The 15,578-nt window shown below is 65.6% G+C and carries 18 protein-coding genes; 14 read left to right on the top strand and 4 right to left on the bottom strand.

The features are described from left to right. Positions 1-428 precede the first annotated feature (428 nt). Positions 429-1,664, top strand: a complete 1,236-nt coding sequence (locus tag ACWCOV_RS24685; RefSeq protein ID WP_449831654.1) for a DUF6575 domain-containing protein — start codon at positions 429-431, stop codon at positions 1,662-1,664. A gap of 26 nt (positions 1,665-1,690) precedes the next feature. Here ACWCOV_RS24685 and ACWCOV_RS24680 read toward each other — a convergent pair whose 3' ends face one another. Genes ACWCOV_RS24680 through ACWCOV_RS24670 form a run of 3 tightly spaced genes read right to left on the bottom strand, consistent with a single transcriptional unit; the run spans position 1,691 to position 4,337 of the window. Beyond that, positions 1,691-2,539, bottom strand: a complete 849-nt coding sequence (locus ACWCOV_RS24680) for a hypothetical protein (protein WP_449831653.1) — start codon at positions 2,537-2,539, stop codon at positions 1,691-1,693. Positions 2,540-2,598: 59 nt separating this feature from the next. After that, the gene (locus tag ACWCOV_RS24675; protein WP_449831652.1) at positions 2,599-3,147 is read right to left on the bottom strand and encodes a flavoprotein; all 549 of its coding nucleotides are present in this window, start codon (positions 3,145-3,147) and stop codon (positions 2,599-2,601) included. Further along, entirely contained in the window at positions 3,144-4,337 is a 1,194-nt protein-coding gene (locus ACWCOV_RS24670; RefSeq protein ID WP_449831701.1) for a helix-turn-helix domain-containing protein, read from the bottom strand. The genes ACWCOV_RS24675 and ACWCOV_RS24670 overlap by 4 nt, the downstream gene beginning before the upstream one ends. A 549-nt stretch (positions 4,338-4,886) precedes the next feature. Here ACWCOV_RS24670 and ACWCOV_RS24665 point away from each other — a divergent pair. The 13 genes from ACWCOV_RS24665 to ACWCOV_RS24605 all read left to right on the top strand — a co-directional run bounded on the left by ACWCOV_RS24665 (position 4,887) and on the right by ACWCOV_RS24605 (position 15,057). Then, a complete protein-coding gene (locus tag ACWCOV_RS24665) occupies positions 4,887-5,135 on the top strand; it encodes a DUF6284 family protein (protein ID WP_449831651.1) in 249 nt (82 codons plus the stop codon). Then, positions 5,132-5,386, top strand: a complete 255-nt coding sequence (locus ACWCOV_RS24660; RefSeq protein ID WP_449831650.1) for a hypothetical protein — start codon at positions 5,132-5,134, stop codon at positions 5,384-5,386. Before ACWCOV_RS24665 ends, ACWCOV_RS24660 begins: the two co-directional genes overlap by 4 nt. After that, a complete protein-coding gene (locus tag ACWCOV_RS24655) occupies positions 5,383-5,754 on the top strand; it encodes a hypothetical protein (RefSeq protein WP_449831649.1) in 372 nt (123 codons plus the stop codon). The genes ACWCOV_RS24660 and ACWCOV_RS24655 overlap by 4 nt, the downstream gene beginning before the upstream one ends. After that, positions 5,751-6,707, top strand: a complete 957-nt coding sequence (locus tag ACWCOV_RS24650; protein WP_449831648.1) for a hypothetical protein — start codon at positions 5,751-5,753, stop codon at positions 6,705-6,707. Before ACWCOV_RS24655 ends, ACWCOV_RS24650 begins: the two co-directional genes overlap by 4 nt. Before the next feature lie 19 nt (positions 6,708-6,726). Next, positions 6,727-8,982: a cell division protein FtsK gene (locus ACWCOV_RS24645; RefSeq protein WP_449831647.1), complete on the top strand. Its 2,256-nt coding sequence runs from the start codon at positions 6,727-6,729 to the stop codon at positions 8,980-8,982. 248 nt (positions 8,983-9,230) lie between these two features. Then, complete coding sequence (locus ACWCOV_RS24640) at positions 9,231-9,536, top strand: hypothetical protein (protein ID WP_449831646.1); 306 nt, start codon at positions 9,231-9,233, stop codon at positions 9,534-9,536. A 15-nt stretch (positions 9,537-9,551) separates the two neighbouring features. Next, on the top strand, positions 9,552-9,824 hold the full coding sequence (locus ACWCOV_RS24635) for a hypothetical protein (protein ID WP_449831645.1): 273 nt from the start codon (positions 9,552-9,554) through the stop codon (positions 9,822-9,824). Then, positions 9,824-10,255: an RRQRL motif-containing zinc-binding protein gene (locus tag ACWCOV_RS24630; protein WP_449831644.1), complete on the top strand. Its 432-nt coding sequence runs from the start codon at positions 9,824-9,826 to the stop codon at positions 10,253-10,255. The genes ACWCOV_RS24635 and ACWCOV_RS24630 overlap by 1 nt, the downstream gene beginning before the upstream one ends. A 25-nt stretch (positions 10,256-10,280) precedes the next feature. Then, positions 10,281-11,153, top strand: coding sequence for a bifunctional DNA primase/polymerase (locus ACWCOV_RS24625; protein WP_449831643.1), 873 nt, complete (start codon positions 10,281-10,283; stop codon positions 11,151-11,153). Further along, positions 11,150-11,707: a hypothetical protein gene (locus ACWCOV_RS24620; RefSeq protein WP_449831642.1), complete on the top strand. Its 558-nt coding sequence runs from the start codon at positions 11,150-11,152 to the stop codon at positions 11,705-11,707. The genes ACWCOV_RS24625 and ACWCOV_RS24620 overlap by 4 nt, the downstream gene beginning before the upstream one ends. Positions 11,708-11,886: 179 nt before the next feature. Further along, positions 11,887-13,347 carry a YfjI family protein gene (locus tag ACWCOV_RS24615; protein ID WP_449831641.1) on the top strand — a complete coding sequence of 487 codons (1,461 nt, stop codon included), beginning with the start codon at positions 11,887-11,889 and terminating at the stop codon, positions 13,345-13,347. A gap of 91 nt (positions 13,348-13,438) precedes the next feature. Then, positions 13,439-13,636, top strand: a complete 198-nt coding sequence (locus ACWCOV_RS24610) for a helix-turn-helix transcriptional regulator (protein ID WP_449831700.1) — start codon at positions 13,439-13,441, stop codon at positions 13,634-13,636. Next, positions 13,633-15,057, top strand: coding sequence for a tyrosine-type recombinase/integrase (locus tag ACWCOV_RS24605; protein ID WP_449831640.1), 1,425 nt, complete (start codon positions 13,633-13,635; stop codon positions 15,055-15,057). Before ACWCOV_RS24610 ends, ACWCOV_RS24605 begins: the two co-directional genes overlap by 4 nt. A 152-nt stretch (positions 15,058-15,209) precedes the next feature. Here the strand turns inward: ACWCOV_RS24605 and ACWCOV_RS24600 are convergent, their stop codons facing one another. Further along, positions 15,210-15,578, bottom strand: coding sequence for a hypothetical protein (locus ACWCOV_RS24600; protein WP_449831639.1), 369 nt, complete (start codon positions 15,576-15,578; stop codon positions 15,210-15,212).

Here is a 15,578-nt window from a genome sequence, read left to right as displayed (position 1 = left end):
AGTCGATCCATGAGGGGGACGAGAGTCGTGACAGAGTGGCCGCCACATTTTCCAGACGCATGCCCACCGGCGGAAGCCGCGGCGGCGGAGGGCGACATGTATCGGCTGGTCGGCTCGAATCCCCCGAGCCCTGACGACTTCTTGAGTCACGTCGAGCTGGCCAACCTGGGCCGGATGCGACGCTACTGGCAGGATGATTGCAGGGCGTCGGGCCTTAGTGTCTGCAGCAACCTAGACGACATCAAGCGGCTGAGGAGCTCGATCGGTCCGCTACGGTCGAAGGAAATCGCGCTAGGTAACACAGACGGGACTGGGGTCATGATGGCGACACCGGCGCCAAACGCTGGGGACTCCCATCACACGTGGTGGCTGCGCATACCCCACGCTGTCTGGACTAGATTCCGGACTGTCACATGACTTGGCTTCCGGTGAACACCATTCTTGGTGACCTTGAGCTCGACGAGACCTTCGTCTACTACGACGGCCCGCGAGTCTTTTCGGCGAAAACATTGGCTGATCACCAGTATATCGCCGCATGGGCTGAAGCGCGCCCGACCGAGGATCTATGGATCTACACTCCAATCTCGGCGGCCCGCCTAAGAATGGTAAAGAGCGGCGCCATCACACTGCGAGAAGCCTTCACTCGTTCTGAAGGTGTCGTTTACATCGCAACTCTGCCCCATCAGGCAGATTCGGGTGACCGCATCGAAACATGGAACGCATCCGAACTGCGCGACGAATGGTTGCCTGACGAAGATTACCGCCTAGGAATTTCCACGCCTACCGTTAAACCTGCGCTAGACGGCGATAGCCTTCGACGTTTGGCGATTCAGGAAAGCAGGGGGAGGCTCCGTGTCCACGTCAGACTCCCTGACTACCTGCGCACCGAAGCTCCGACGAAAAAGATCGGCGAACTACTAATCGCGACACAATCCGTTATCGAGAACATAGGTCTGTCGCTACTGACTGATAACCCTCCGCAGGCTGGTCGAATACCTGTTGAGGTCGCGACTGAGACTGACACTAATGTTGTCGCCCTGTCTGCAGCCAGCTTCGTCGTCGAACTAGCGCCGACTGTCGGTGATGACCTTTTTGGCGGATCAGCATTCTCGCGAATCGCTGAACAGCTTCTCAAGCTACTAGACACCGGGTTGGAGCGTGAGCCGCTGTTCGAGGATCTCGTCCGTTTGCGACCGCGTGGCGCTAGAAGCTTCCGGAACTTTGTTAGAACTCTGGCGAGCACTGGTGGCGATATAGCTGTGAGTAGCGCGAGTGCCGTTCTGCCCTACACTGAGCGTCAACTGAGCGCCGACCGGCTGGGGACTCTCAATACGATCCTCAATAATCTTATAGCCGACGATCAGTTCGAAATTCGCGGAAGAATGAGACTCTATCGTGCCGATGTAGATGCCAAGCAATTCGGCTTGAGAGATGAGGAGACCGGAAATACCTACACGGGATTCGTGACTGATCGCGCCTCGCGTCAGTTCGACCATGCAGAAATGAATGAGATCTATGATGTCGTGATTTCAGAATTCCGAACTCTCGACGAGGCGACGGGCGAGCATCGGCCGCGATACATTCTGGATCAGCTATCCTCGGCTTCGAGTGACGCCGTCGTTGTCACTGAGCGCAGGCTGGTTTCACTTAGCGATCAAAGTTGACGCCTTGCGCCGCTGGACGCTCGCCCCTAGTCGATATAGAGGTCCATCGTCCGCCGCGCATCGTTGATCAGCTCCGACAATCCCGACTCAGTCACGACGAGGCATCTCACGAGGTCGGGTTCAGTCCCAGGTCGGATGGCTACCTCGCCCCGTTGAATCTCGCTCAACTGCAGGACGTCTTCATCGCCGAGCCAGCAGCGAAACAGCGCCCCGGACGTGATCACCACTGGCTGCACGATCATTCCGAGGTAGTCCCAATCAAGGACATCGAGCGGAGTGTCGAGGTCCATGTCGGCTAGAACTCCGTAAGCTGCCGAGATTGCGGCCTGAACCGCCTCCCATGCTTTATTCGGCCTATTCCCTGCTTCTTGGCCCTTGAGGCGAACCTCCACAATGCCCGACCCAACGCGACTTGGGCCGAAGAGAGTTCCCTCAGCGTCGTGCTTCTCACCTCCTAGGAAGCGTCCAAGATGAATGCCATCGACAGGTCTCTCCTGGGAGATAGTCATTTGGAGTGATTCGCCTGGGTCACGTCTAGGCTGACCGCCGTCGTCAAAGATGACCCACGGTGACGGCGCTGACTTGCATTCCATTACGAGATAGAGATAGGTGCAGCCGACATGACCGGCCACTGCGTCAGGTTCGATGATCTCTGGGTCGTCAGGTCCGGTGCTGGTGCTCCACATCGCGATCACATCGGTTTCACGGATAGCACCAGTCTTGCGGTCGACGTAGTAACGGGATTGCTCAACGCTTTGTGCGTGGTGCTGCCGCATCATTCGCGCCACGCGCATCTCAAGTGGATAGCCACCGGCTTCCAGACCGCTCCGCACACGATCGATCAGTGATTTCCGCTCGGGAACCGGGTCTGTCATCCGCTCAGGCTAAGGGACGGCCGGTCCGATCCTCGCCGCAGGACCCGTCATAGGTTGGATCAGTGACGAGTGGGTAGGGCTTCAAGCTGAGCGAGAACCCACTCCCAGCGAAAGTCTCTTGCGACCTGCTCTCCGGTGCCGGATTCGAGTGGCTGAACCGAGGTGGTCGAGCCACTGTGTGGATCGGTGATACCCACTCCCGCGTAGCGGAGAACTGCAAGGGATGCGAGCCAAGCGGGATGGCCGGTCAGATCAGACTTTGCAAACGGTACTGCGACTGTCGGGGTCCGCGAACCCAGAGCAGCGCAGAGGGTCGTCAGTGGGTAAGTGTGAGCATTGCCGTTGGCCCAGGCGTTGAGTGTGTTGAACGTAGCCGGCACTACGGCTACGGCGTCGGCCTTAGGGGTGCGCTTCGGTTCGCCTGGCTTGCGGTTGCCGGTTAGAACGGGGGCATCCGACAGGTCTTGGTCTTCGAGCCACGGCATGGCCGCGTCTGTGGGGATGACGTAGGGGGTCCAGCCTTGCTCTCGGGAAGCACGTACGCCGTCACCGATGCGAGAGGCGAGAGGGGCACCGCACGTGACGATGTAGAGGGTTCGGTCGGTCACGCGAGGACTCCTGCGCGGGTGGCGATGGCGGTTAGGGCTGGGGTGGGTTTGCGGGAGCGTCTGAGGAGTTCGCGGACCAGCTCGCGGGCGATGGTGTGGTAGCGGATCAGCTCGGGGGCGACTCGTTCGGCTTGCTGGAGATGCAGGATCGCTTCCATGTCGTTCTTGGCTTGGGTTTGTGCCCAAGCGAGGTCGATGTGCAGGCGGGAGCGGCGGCCTTGGAGACCGGCCGGCATAGCCTCAGAGTCGATCTCGGTTGCGGCCCGCAGGACGTCGTACGGGTCTCCGAACTCGGCTGCGACTGAGGCGCGGTGGATCTGGACGTTGGTGGGTCCGAAGGCGGTCCACCAGTGATTGCCTTCGTGTGCCAGGAGGTCTCCGAGTTGTCCTGCGGTGGCTAGCCGCTCATTGGCCGTTGCACGATCGGTGCGGCGTGCGGCAATGACGGACGAGATGAGCCAGAGGGAACCGGCGAGCGAGACAGCGTCCGGAGCATCGGAGCCGGTGAGGGACATCAGCCCTTCGGCCGATCGAACGGCAACTCGCTCAGCGTCGTCTAGGCGCTCAGTTCGCAGCAGGGCGCAGACGACCTGGTAGGCGGCCATGCCCTGTGCGGCCTTTGAATCCGCCGCCAGAGCTGCGTGTGTCGCTCTGTCGGCTGCGAGCCAGCCGAGTTGATGTTCTCCGACCTTCGTCAACAGCTTTGCGGCGGCCGCGTAGACCAAGCAGCGGGCAAGGTGGGTCTCCCGGCCGTCGCGCCCTTGGTAGCCGTCGTACGCATCGGCGGCCTGGATCAGGTCGGGCAACATCGCGGTCGCCCGGTGGTACTGCGCCGCCTGGTAGGCCTGGTTCACCTGCACAGCGCCGTTCCGGAGCTGTGGAAGGGGCCACGGCATCGTCTCTTCACCAAGCAGATGGTGGTAGCTCGCGAGCTGGCTGCGTACGGCGTCGACGGCCGTGACCTGCTCGGGCGCATCTGGCGCAAGGATCCAATCCCGGCCGATCAGGTCGGCCACGTCGACGCGCAGGACGGTTGCTAGGTCGTTCAGGGTGGACAGTCGATCGACACCACGAATGCCGCGCTCGACCTGCGAGAGCCAGGAGCGCGACATTCCGATGAGTCCAGCCAGGGCGTCTTGCGACATACCGCGCCGCTTGCGGTACGCCCCGATGCGCTCACCTACGTGCATCTGCACTTCCCCTCGTTGATGTGATCTCTCTAGTCAAGCGTCTGTATGCCCGAGTAATGCGCAAAAAAGTGCGCAGCCCGTCGAGTGCACATCAATCGATCGTTTCGCCTCGACGCTGGACGCATGAACGAGCCGACCACTCAGGAGCTCACCCGCTTAGGACCTGGCGCCGCTGGCGGGACGCCCTCCGCCCTGGCAACCCTGCGGATGTACGCCGCTGTGAACGGTGACAGCCGCTCAACCTCAGTAGGAGGCACACCGCCACGGAGCGCAGCCAGGACGGCCGCCAGCATCTCCGTCCGGGATTGCTCGTGGGCCGTTTCGGTCTCGCGATACCGCAGTGTCGCTGACTTCAACTCTTCGCGTAGATCGGTCACCCATCCAGAGTATCGCACCTCGCTTGCGCAACTTCCGGCGAAGCGCTACCGTGGTGCGCACCTTAGTTTCGCTTCATGTTCTGGTCAGGCACCAAAGAGCGACGCCCCGGCGGGTGCAACCGCCGAGGCGTCCGGGCCGGTCCAGTCCCTTCACGAACAGGAGCACAACCCAATGAGCATCATCTACCTTGCGGCTGCCGGTGGCGAGGAGCCCACCGCTGCGGATCTGGCTGGTATCGAGCAGGAATGGCCGCTGATTGCGGCAGAGCTGGACCTCTTGGACGCGCAGATCGCATTCATCAACGCGGGTCCGTACGCTTCGGTTCTGGAGCGTCGCCGGATCCGCCGCGCTGAGCATCGGGTCCTGGAGATTGGTCGCGAGCTGGCCGACCGGGAGACCGTCGAGGACGGTGCCGCGTGAGCCGCCGACGGGCCGTGACCCTGGAGCAGAGCTGGGCCGATCGGCTCGGCATCGACAGCACCGACCAGCTGCGCGACGAGCTGCAGGCGCGTTTCGAGCACCTGTCGCGGTTCGTGCTGACCGGCGAGATGCCCCCGGCCGGTAAGCCGGTGTCGGCTGAGGCCGCGACGGCGTACGGCGAGTTGTGGGTGCTGGCCGGGTTTCTGGCCGACGCCCGCAAGGCGATGGCCGGTCAGGGGGTGGAGTGGTGAACCCCGAACGCATGGACGCCATGATCAAGTCCGCTGACGACGCCTATGAGGCGATCCGGACCCTGAACCACGCCACCATCACAGCGACCGTCCCTGCCCCGGTCGCGTACGCGCTGCTGGGCTCGCTGAGCCAGCTCGAAGACGCCGTCTCCCAGCTCGCACGGCAGATCGCGACCGGGCTTGGCAGATCGCTTTTCGACTTCGACGTGTACGACGACGCCCGCGACCCGGTCGAGAGCGTCCGCATCGCTGAGGCCGCGCTGGTAGAGGCCGCGACGCATGCGCGGCGGGCCGCTGAGCGCGCGAGTGCAGCACAATCCGCGATCGCCTGGCAGGGCTTCCAGCTAGAGAAGGAGGGCGACCGTTGAGCACCCTCGAACGCACCCCGGAAAAGGCGCCGGCATCGGCCAAGCCCAGCGCGGTAGACCGGCTGCGGTCGACGGCTGCGGAGGCGTCGCAGGTCCGGGCGCTGTCCACTCACCCGGATGTGGTTGCGCTGCGTGTGGAGTCGGTGCGTACGCAGGTTGACCGGTGCATGTGGGCCGGGATCGTGCTCGGTCTGGCATTCACGATGGTCAACGTTCAGGCGTTCGCCGCGCAGGGCGCCGTGTTGTGGTCGCTGCCGTGGTTCGCTGCCTGGCTGCTGGACCCGATGGTGTCGCTGGTCCTGATCGCGGTACTGCGCGCGGAGCAGATCACCGCGCGGTACCAGGTGAGCGACCACACGAAGTGGATCGGGCGGACGAAGAGGTTCGCATTCGCCGCGACGTACGCGATGAACACATGGGCATCATTCCGGCACGGCGACGTGGCCGGGATCGTGCTGCACTCGGTGCCGCCGCTGCTGGTGTTCTGCGCTGCCGAGACCGCTCCTGTCCTGCGGGACCGGCTGACCGAGGCCGTGCTACGGGCAGAGCGGGCCGCCGCGCTGGCCGCCCCCGAGGGGCCATCTCAGCGGCTCGACACCGCCCCGGCCGCTGCCGAGCTGCCCACCGCTACCGAGACGCCGCAGACGGCTACTGAGGCGATCGAGGCGGCACCGGGCGCCCCGGCCAAGCCCAAGTCGTCACGGACGCGCAGGAAGCCGACGAAGCCGGGCCGGAAGCTGCTGGCCGACTACGTGGCCGAAGCCCTGGCGGCGGTCGAGCCGGGTACGGCGGCCGACGACATCACCCCAGCGTGGGCGCGGCACAAGACCGGTTGCTCAACCGGCCTGTCCTCGAAGGTTGCGGCGGCTGTCCGCGACGAGCTGAGCACCACCCCTCACACGAGCACCGACGAAACGGACGCACCGGGCGAGATCGCCCGCGTCGCGGCCTGACCGATAGGAGCGAGCAGGCATGGACAACGTGCACCAGCTTCACGACGACAACACGCCAGACGAGACCGAGCAGGACGTTGCTCAGGGCATCATCCGCGTGCCCGCCGAACGGATCGACTCTGACGATGTCCACGACATCACGTCGGCCGGTGACGGCACCGAAGCCGAGATCCTGACCGATGAGGAGTCGGCCGAGCTGGACCGGCGACTCGCGAACCGCGGGGCGCTGGTCCGGCGTGCGGTGACCGGGACGCAGGTCGCCACGCGCGCAGTGGTGAAGGTGTCCACGCACGACAAGACGAAAACGGCCGGAAAGGTTCTGCTGCGCGAGAGTTTCACCGTCGTGCAGGGTGTCGAGTCCTGGGCCAAGCGCGCGTGGGACGCGTCGACCATGGGCACTTACCGGCGCCAGATCAAGGCCGCTGAGGCGGTCGGCGACCGGGAGGAGCTGAAGGAGTGGACCGACCGCAAGGAGATGGCCACCGAACGCCGTCACCGCCGTCTGATGGACCTGCCCAAGCTCGCGTGGGGTGTCTTGAAGGTCACCGTCGCGATGACGGTCGGGGTGCCGTTCCTGGTGCTGCTGATCGCGATCCTGACCAAGGCCACCGGCAACGGTTCGTTCACGGGTGTGTGGCTGGGGTTCTTCGCGCTGATCGGGTTCCTGATCGCGGCCGGTGCGCTCGTGTGGAGTGGGGTGTCTGTGACCGCGCCGCTTCTGGTCGTGCTGGCCGCGTGGCGCGAGGGCAAGCGCCGTGCCGAGCCGCCCGCGTGGCTGGTCACCACGTCCGAGGCGGAGTGGGATGCGGCGATCGATGAAACCACGATCGCGAAGGCTTTGGAGGCGCTGCGCATCCCGGCCATCACGCAGTACCTGAAGGCCGGTCTGAAGCTGCAGTTCATCACCCCGGCGCGCGTCGACGGGCGCGGCACCCACGCCGTCGTACGGCTGCCTGCTGGTGTCACGGCGGAGAAGATCGCGCGCCGCCGTGGTGACCTCGCGACCGGGCTGCACCGGGCGGCGAAGGAGGTGTGGCCGACCACGGGCAGCGAGGCCGGCATCTTGGACGTTTGGATCGCGGACAAGGGCGCGCTGGCTGAGGGTGCGGGTGAGTACCCGCTGCTGGGCAGCGGTCTGGTGGACGTGTTCAAGGGTGTCCCAGCCGGGAAGACGCTGCGCGGTGACGCGATGCTCGCGCCGATCATGGAACGCAACACGATGACCGGTGGCATGCCGGGTCAGGGAAAGTCCAGCGCGGCGCGGGCGATCATGGCCGGGTGCGCGCTCGACCCGACTGCCGAGCTGCGGATCTGGGTGCCGGACACGAACTTCGACTTCGAGGTGTTCAAGCCGCGGTGCTCGTCGTACGTGATGGGCGCGGACGACGATTCCATGAAAGCGATCCGCGACCAGCTCGTGAACGTTCATGAAGAAGTTCAGCGCCGGGGCGAGCTGCTGGTCCGCTACGAACAGCCGTCAGTGACTCGTGAACTCGCCTCCGCTGGGGTCGGGCTGCACCCGCTGGTGTGCCTGCTGGAAGAGGCGCACGTCGCGATGCAGGACGACGCTCACGGCAAGGAGATCTCCAAGCTGGTGATCGACATCGTGAAGCTTGGGCGCAAGCGCGGCATCCACATGATCATCTCGACTCAGGCACCGACCAAGGACTCGATGCCGCGTGACGTGACCCGGAACTGCTCGAACGGGATCGCGTTCGCGGTCGGTGACCACCACGCCAACGACGCGCTGCTCGGTCAGGGTGCCTACGCTGCCGGCCACCGGGCGACCGAGCTGATTCCCGGCACGGATCGCGGAACGGCCATCGTGAAGGGCTTTACTGGGGAGCGGTCCGAGATCGTGCAGTGGTACTACCTCGACGTTGCCAAGGGCAATGACCAGGTGACGCCGCTGATCAAGCGGTCTCTGGACGCGATCGCCAAGCTCGGCAAGGCCGTGCCGGACTCCCGGCCGGTCCAAATCGAGACCCGCGACCTGCTGGCCGATCTGGACGAGGTCCTTGGAGACGAGCCGGTGCCGAGTGCGGACGTGCCCGCGCTGCTCAAGCGGCTCGCGCCGACCTGGACGCCGTACCAGAACCTCACCGGCAAGGCGCTGCGGGAGCTGCTCGACACCGAGCACGGCATCCGGGTCCCGTCGACCGGGAACCGCTACCCTCTCGATCCCGCTACCGTCCGTGACGCGATCGTGCGGCGAGAGCAGGACACGAGCGATGCCGACGACAACGGAGACGACGCCGGACAGCTCGCGAGTTAGCTCTACTCCCAGGGCTGGAGACCGCCGAAATGTGGCTCTGACCAGCGGCTTCCGACCCTGGGTTAACTCGCCTCACTCGCTAACTTTCCGCAGGTCAGAGCCACATTAGGCCCATGTGGGCGGGTGAGTTACAGACCTAACCCGATCACCGGCAGCTAACTGACCCCGAAGCATCACACCCGGACGGCCACCACCAGGTGCCCGCCCTGGCCCGTCACACCCTCACTCGACTACAGAAAGTAATGAACGTGTCTGACTCCGCCTACTCGGTGCTCCTCGCCAGCCTCGGACTGATCATTTCTGCGTCGACCCTCGCCCAGCAGCCGCTGGACGTCGTGCAGGTGGCCGTCCTGATCACTGCCGGACTCGTGATCCTCGCGCTCTACCTGCTGGCCTGCGCGATCTGGCCCTACGCCAACTGCCCCCGCTGCAACGGGTCCGGGAAGTCGGGATCCCTGAACCGCAAGGCGTTCCGCAACTGCCCACGCTGCAAAGGCACCGGCCGCCGTACCCGGCTCGGCCGCCGCCTGCTCGACCACCACAGCAACCGCTGACCGAAGGACACTGCCATGGCCACCGCACGCAAGCCACGCCGCAAGACCACCAGCGAGTCTCGCGACGAGTTCCGCGGCCAGCTCACCAACCTCCGCCGCACCAAGCCCGACGACACCGGCCACAACGACCGCGACGAGACTGACCGGCCGCTGACGCCGCGCGAGGAGTACCGCGCCGCGCTGGACGAGCTGAACCGGTACTCGACCAACAACGAGACCGCCGACGCCCTCGCCGCGCAGGATCGGTTCGACCGCGCCGACCGCAAGCGTCGCTGGTGGCGTCGCTGATGGCCACGCCGATCGACCGCGCCACGCTGCACCCGGCAGCGTCGCGCTGGATCGAGCTGTGGAACGGCCAACAGGCTCTCGGTTGGGACTACCACGGCACGCCGGTGTTCCGGTTTCGGTGGGCACCCGCAGGGCTCGCCACCCGCCGCCAGCTCCGCGCGATGCGGATGTCTCCGGGCGGGCAGGAGCCGTACGCGCTGCTGGTCTGGCGAGGCGGCAAGCGGTGGGCGTGGCTGTACCGGCTCGACCTCGCCAAGCCCTCCCGCGTCCCGTCACCCGCGCAGCTCAACGCCCTGGACAAGGCGATGCAGGCCCGCCGCACCTGCCGCAAATGCGGCCGGGTCGTGACCTACTGCGTGCCCACTCACGACCCGCTCTGCGACCTGTGCATGTACGCGTACGACCACGTCACCGGCGCCTACGCCGCCTGACCAAGCACTCGAGAGGAGATCTCCGATGAACGACCTGCTGACCGCCGCCGTCGCTGCCGCCGAGCGTGGCTGGCCGGTGTTCATGCTCGGTCGCTCCAAACGGCCGGTCGCCAACTGCGACACCTGCCGCGACAACCCACACGACCCGGCCACCTGCGGGCACCTGACCTGCCACGGGTTCTACGCCGCCAGCACCGACCCCGACCGCGTAGCGCAGATCGTCGCCGCCGTACCGCGCGGACAGCTCGCAGTCCGGACCGGTGCCGTTTCCGGGCTGCTGGTGGTCGACGTCGACCCCGCGCATGGCGGCAGCGTCAGCCTGGGCGAGCTGGTGGCACGCCAGCTCGTGCCGCGCACTCTCTGGGTCCGCACCGGCTCGGGTGGCGCCCACCTGTACTACCGCCACCCCGGCCGCGACATCCCGTCACGGCCGATGCCGGACCGGGCCGGGATCGATGTGAAGGCTGACGGCGGGTACGTCGTCCTTCCGCCATCGATCCACCACCGCACCCACCAGCCGTACCGCTGGGGTCAGGGTCTGGTCGATCCGGTGGAGATGCCCCCCGCGCTGACCGCCGCGTGCCTGCCCAGTGCGCCGGCCATTTCCACTACCCACCCGACCGGGCCGACTCGAACCACCGAAGCGGGGGGCATCTCCCACCCGGAGAGGCTGCTGAGCGCACATCTGGACGCCGTACGGCACGCACCCGAGGGCAAGCGCCGAACGACGCTCTACGGCGCTGCGAGAGGCGTAGCGCGGATGGTCGCGGCTGGTGCGATCTCCCACACCGATGCCGTAGCCGCCCTGACCGACGCGGGACAGCAAGCAGAACAGACCGCCCGCGAAATCCGAGCCGCCATCACCGGTGGCTTCCGTGCCGAAGGGATCGCCGCATGAGATTCGCTTACGCCGATCCGCCGTACCTCGGCTGCTGCAAGCTCTACGACCACTACCACCCGGACGGCCGCTGCTGGGACGACCTCGAAACCCACCGCCTTCTGATCGAACGCCTGTGTCGCGACTATCCCGACGGTTGGGCGCTCTCTCTGACCAGCACATCCCTGCAAGACCTACTGCCGCTCATACCGGCTGACCATCGGGTCGCCGCTTGGACGAAGCCGTTCGCCGCGTTCAAGCGCAATGTCCGAATCGCCTACACCTGGGAGCCGATCATCTGGCGTGGCGGACGCCTGTCCTCCAAGGCCGGAGCGCCGGTCGGCCGTGACCACATCGCTGAGCCGATCACCATGCGCAGGGGCCTCACCGGAGCGAAACCGGAGAAGGTCTGCCGCCATGTGATGGACCTGCTCGGCTGGAAGCGCGGTGACCAGGTAGACGACCTGTTCCCTGGCACAGGCGTCTTCGGTCGAGTCCTCGCAGCAGCTGAGGGCCGACCGCTCGAACCGCACGGACAGCTCGTCCTCGACTTCGGAAGCGAAGGTGCCGCATGAGCGCCGCTGAACTGCCGGACTGGCTGCCGCCCCTACCACCGATCACCGAGCCACCCGACGACCCGTGGGACCCCGTACCGCCGACGCCGATCCGGCCGGCGCTCCCTGAAAATCGTGCTCGGGATCCACAACGCGATTTTCCGGGACCGCCCGCCGCACAGTGGTGGGATGGGCCTCCAGTGCCGCTGAAGACCAAGCGACTCGTCCGGCCGTTCCCGGTGCAGGTGTTCCCCGGATGGCTGGCCGATCAGGTCGGGGCCGTCGCGGAAGCCACACAGACCCCGGTCGATCTGGCCGGGTCCGTGGCGCTGGCGTGCCTGTCCACGGCGGCCGGGGGCAAGATCCTCGTTCGGGTCACCCGGTCATGGGTCGAACAGGTCAATCTCTATACCGTCACCGCCCTGCCGCCAGGGTCGCGGAAGTCGCCTGTCTTCCGCGCCATGACCACGCCCCTGTCCGACGCTGAAGAGGCCCTGCGGGAGATCGCGGCAGAACGGCGGGTGGAAGCCGAGCTGGCTGCCCGTGTGGCGTGGGCACGCGCCGAAGACCTTGCCAAGAAGGCAGAACGCGCCACCGCGAACCCGCACGAGGCGTTGGCCGACGCGACCGCAGCGGCCAAGGAAGCCGCGGAGATCGTCGTACCGGAGCTGCCCCGGCTGATGACCGACGACGTGACCCCGGAGTCGTGCATCTCCCTGCTCGCGACCCACGGCGGCCGGATGGCCGTCCTGTCGGCCGAAGGTGACGTGTTCGCCACCCTAACCGGCACCCGCTACTCCGCACAGCCCAACCTCGGGGTGTTCCTGAAGGGCCATGCGGGCGACAAGCTCCAGGTCGACCGCAAGGGCCGCGAGTCCGAAACCGTCGAACGGCCAGCGTTGACGCTGGGCGTCACCACGCAGCCGGGAACGCTTGCCGGGCTCGCGGCACAGGCCGGGTTCCGGGATCGCGGTGTTCTCGCACGGATCCTGTACAGCCTGCCGCCCAACACCGTGGGCAGCCGCAACAACGAAGCCGAACCGGTCCCGGAGCACCTGGAGACGACGTACCGCGACGCGCTCAAGACCCTCGTCCTGGTCCTGGCCGACCACGACACCCCGCACCAGCTCGACCTCGACCCCGAAGCGGGACAGGTGCTGTTGGACTTCCAGAACTGGCTGGAACCTCGGCTGCACCCGCAGACCGGCCAGCTCGCCGGAATCACCGACTGGGCATCCAAGCTCGCCGGTGCCGTTGTCCGGCTGGCCGCACTGCTGCACGTGGCCCACAACTTCCACCACGGCTACGCCCGACCCATCACCGCCGACACCATGCGCGCTGCCGAACAGGTCGGCCGCTACTACCTCGATCACGCCCTAGCCGTCTACGACCTCATGGGCCGATCCGACCCCGACCTAGACGACGCCCGCGAAGTCCTCGCCTGGATCACCAAACACGGCCACACCACCTTCACCCGGCGAGATGCCCTCCGCTCGCTCCAAGGCCGCACCCGATTCGCCACCGCGGCCGACCTCGACCCCGCACTGACCATCCTCACCGACCACGGCCACATCCGACCCAAGACACCCGAGACGACCGGCAAGCGCGGCCGTCCGTCAACCGCCTACGAAGTCCACCCCGCAGTCCTCGCCACCCCCTGACAGAAATGACAAAAACGACAAAACCTCCATCTTTGTCAATTTTGTCAATTTTGTCGGGCCGCACGACCTCGAAGGAGAAAACCGCGTGAGCATGGCAACCCCTGCCCGGCGACGGGCGCACCTCACGATCGCTGACGTGTGCGCTGACCTGGGCGTAGCCCGCTCGACCTTCTACGACTGGCGAGCGGCGAAGAAGGCACCCCGCTGCATCAAGCTCCCGAACGGCGATATCCGAATCCGCCTCACCGACTACGAACGCTGGCTCGAAAGCCTGGAGGATGCTGCGTGAGCACCGACAACTTGTCCTACGACGTGCGCATCTTCAAGATCACTACGTACGCCGGAAAGCGGGGGAAGACCTACACCGTCCGGTGGGAGGTGGCTGGCAAGCGATCGCAGGAGACGTTTGCCACTAGCAAGCTTGCCGACAGCTTCCGATCGAAGCTGACAACGGCTGCCCGCGAAGGTGTTCCGTTCGACATCGAGAGCGGTCTCCCACAGACGATGCTCCGAGAGTTGAGCCGACGCACGTGGTACGAACACGCGGCAGAGTTCGTCGATATTAAGTGGCCGCACGCATCACCGCGTCACCGCAAGAACATCGCTGAGGCGCTCGCGACGGTGACCGTTGCGTTGCTGCCGAAGCGGACCGCTGATGAGATGCAGCGGATTCGCTCGGTTCTCCGGAATTGGTCCTTCAATAAGGCCGCCCGCGGTGGTGACCCGGTTGCAGAGGCGACGCCACCGAGCAAGGACACCGCGCGGCTGCGGTGGATCGCGGAGAGTTCACCGGATCTGTCCAAGCTGCGCGAGGCTCTCGTGATGCGTCGAGTCCTCGATGCGCTTGCGGTGAAGCTCGATGGCAAATCGGCGGCACCCGCCACGGTCACGCGGAAGCGGTCCGCGTTCTACAGCGCGCTGGAGTACGCCGTAGAGCTGGAGATTTTCGAGGCAAACCCGATCGACAAGGTGCAGTGGACGAAGCCGGAGACCACCGACATTGTTGACCGCCGTGTTGTCGCCAATCCGCAGCAAGCGCGGGCACTCCTCCAAGCGGTCCGAGAGATCTCCCCCGCACTGGAGGCATTCTTCGGGTGTCTCTACTTCGCCGGACTGAGGCCGTCCGAGGCGAAACATCTGCGCGTCACGGACTGCAATCTCCCGGAGGAAGGCTGGGGCGAATTGCTGCTGACGGGCTCGACACAGCACGCCGGCGCCGAGTGGACCGACAACGGCGAGGCAAGCGAGGACCGGAGTCTGAAGCACCGGCCGGACAAGGCGACTCGTCCCGTCCCGGCGTGCCCGGAGCTGGTCGAGCTGCTGCGCCGGCATATTGCCGAATTCCGCCCCGGTCCGGGCGGACGATTGTTCGTGAGCCGCACCGGGAAGGCGGGCATCCCGTTGCCCCCGCCATACAGCAACCCGGTGTCCTCGAACACCTACGCCCGCGTCTGGAGCAAGGCTCGGGAGAAGGCACTCAGCGAAGCCCAGGCTGCCTCGCCGCTCGCAAGACGGCCATACGACCTTCGCCACGCAGCCGTGTCACTGTGGCTCAACGCGGGCGTGCCCGCTACACAGGTAGCCGGGTGGGCTGGTCACAGCGTCAACGTCCTACTCAAGGTCTACGCCAAATGCCTCGACGGACAGGACGAGGCAGCACGCCGCCGGATCGATGCGGCGCTCTCGGCCGACTACCAACAGGCTGCCTGAATTTCGGAAACGAGCCTCACGAAGTCCCATTTGGCAACCTGCAACGCGGCTGCCTCTGACCTGCGCTCCTGCAGGTCAGAGGCTTTGCTGCTTGACAGGAGCGGCGGGTCCGATGGATGCAGGTCGGACCGTCCGGCGTGGAGCGAGCGTCGTCAGGCGCCGACAGCTCCTGCAATGAGACCTGCCAAGTCGGACTCGCTAGGCTCGTGCAACGTGTGCTGAGTTCCTTCCTTGTCGAAGACCAGGATAGTGCCGCGAGGCAGGTCGCAGTTCTTCTCGGTGTGGATGAGTGACCCACGCGCATCGATGAGAAGCCCGCACTTCCATACCCGCAGAAGTTTGATTACAGCGTTAGACAGGGCGACGAGCGCGATGGAGGCTGCGATCACAATCACGACGGCGGGCAGCAGGTCAGCTTCCTCTACCTCGTCAACGTGCTCGGCGCCCTCGTTTTCAAGTATCGCGCGTACCGTGTCGATGTCTTCGTCCCTGAATACGAACTCGACGTCTTGTTTCTCCAT

It is taken from the genome of Kribbella sp. NPDC002412 (assembly GCF_053592935.1).
This window is presented reverse-complemented; position numbering and strand designations above follow the sequence as displayed.

Bases quoted from the DNA above. Each gene is read 5' to 3' on its own strand.
- ACWCOV_RS24680 (WP_449831653.1), bottom strand. From the start codon at position 2,539: ATGACAGACCCGGTTCCCGAGCGGAAATCACTGATCGATCGTGTGCGG.
- ACWCOV_RS24670 (WP_449831701.1), bottom strand. From the start codon at position 4,337: ATGCACGTAGGTGAGCGCATCGGGGCGTACCGCAAGCGGCGCGGTATG.
- ACWCOV_RS24665 (WP_449831651.1), top strand. From the start codon at position 4,887: ATGAGCATCATCTACCTTGCGGCTGCCGGTGGCGAGGAGCCCACCGCT.
- ACWCOV_RS24645 (WP_449831647.1), top strand. From the start codon at position 6,727: ATGGACAACGTGCACCAGCTTCACGACGACAACACGCCAGACGAGACC.
- ACWCOV_RS24635 (WP_449831645.1), top strand. From the start codon at position 9,552: ATGGCCACCGCACGCAAGCCACGCCGCAAGACCACCAGCGAGTCTCGC.
- ACWCOV_RS24630 (WP_449831644.1), top strand. From the start codon at position 9,824: ATGGCCACGCCGATCGACCGCGCCACGCTGCACCCGGCAGCGTCGCGC.
- ACWCOV_RS24625 (WP_449831643.1), top strand. From the start codon at position 10,281: ATGAACGACCTGCTGACCGCCGCCGTCGCTGCCGCCGAGCGTGGCTGG.
- ACWCOV_RS24620 (WP_449831642.1), top strand. From the start codon at position 11,150: ATGAGATTCGCTTACGCCGATCCGCCGTACCTCGGCTGCTGCAAGCTC.
- ACWCOV_RS24610 (WP_449831700.1), top strand. From the start codon at position 13,439: ATGGCAACCCCTGCCCGGCGACGGGCGCACCTCACGATCGCTGACGTG.
- ACWCOV_RS24600 (WP_449831639.1), bottom strand. From the start codon at position 15,578: ATGGAGAAACAAGACGTCGAGTTCGTATTCAGGGACGAAGACATCGAC.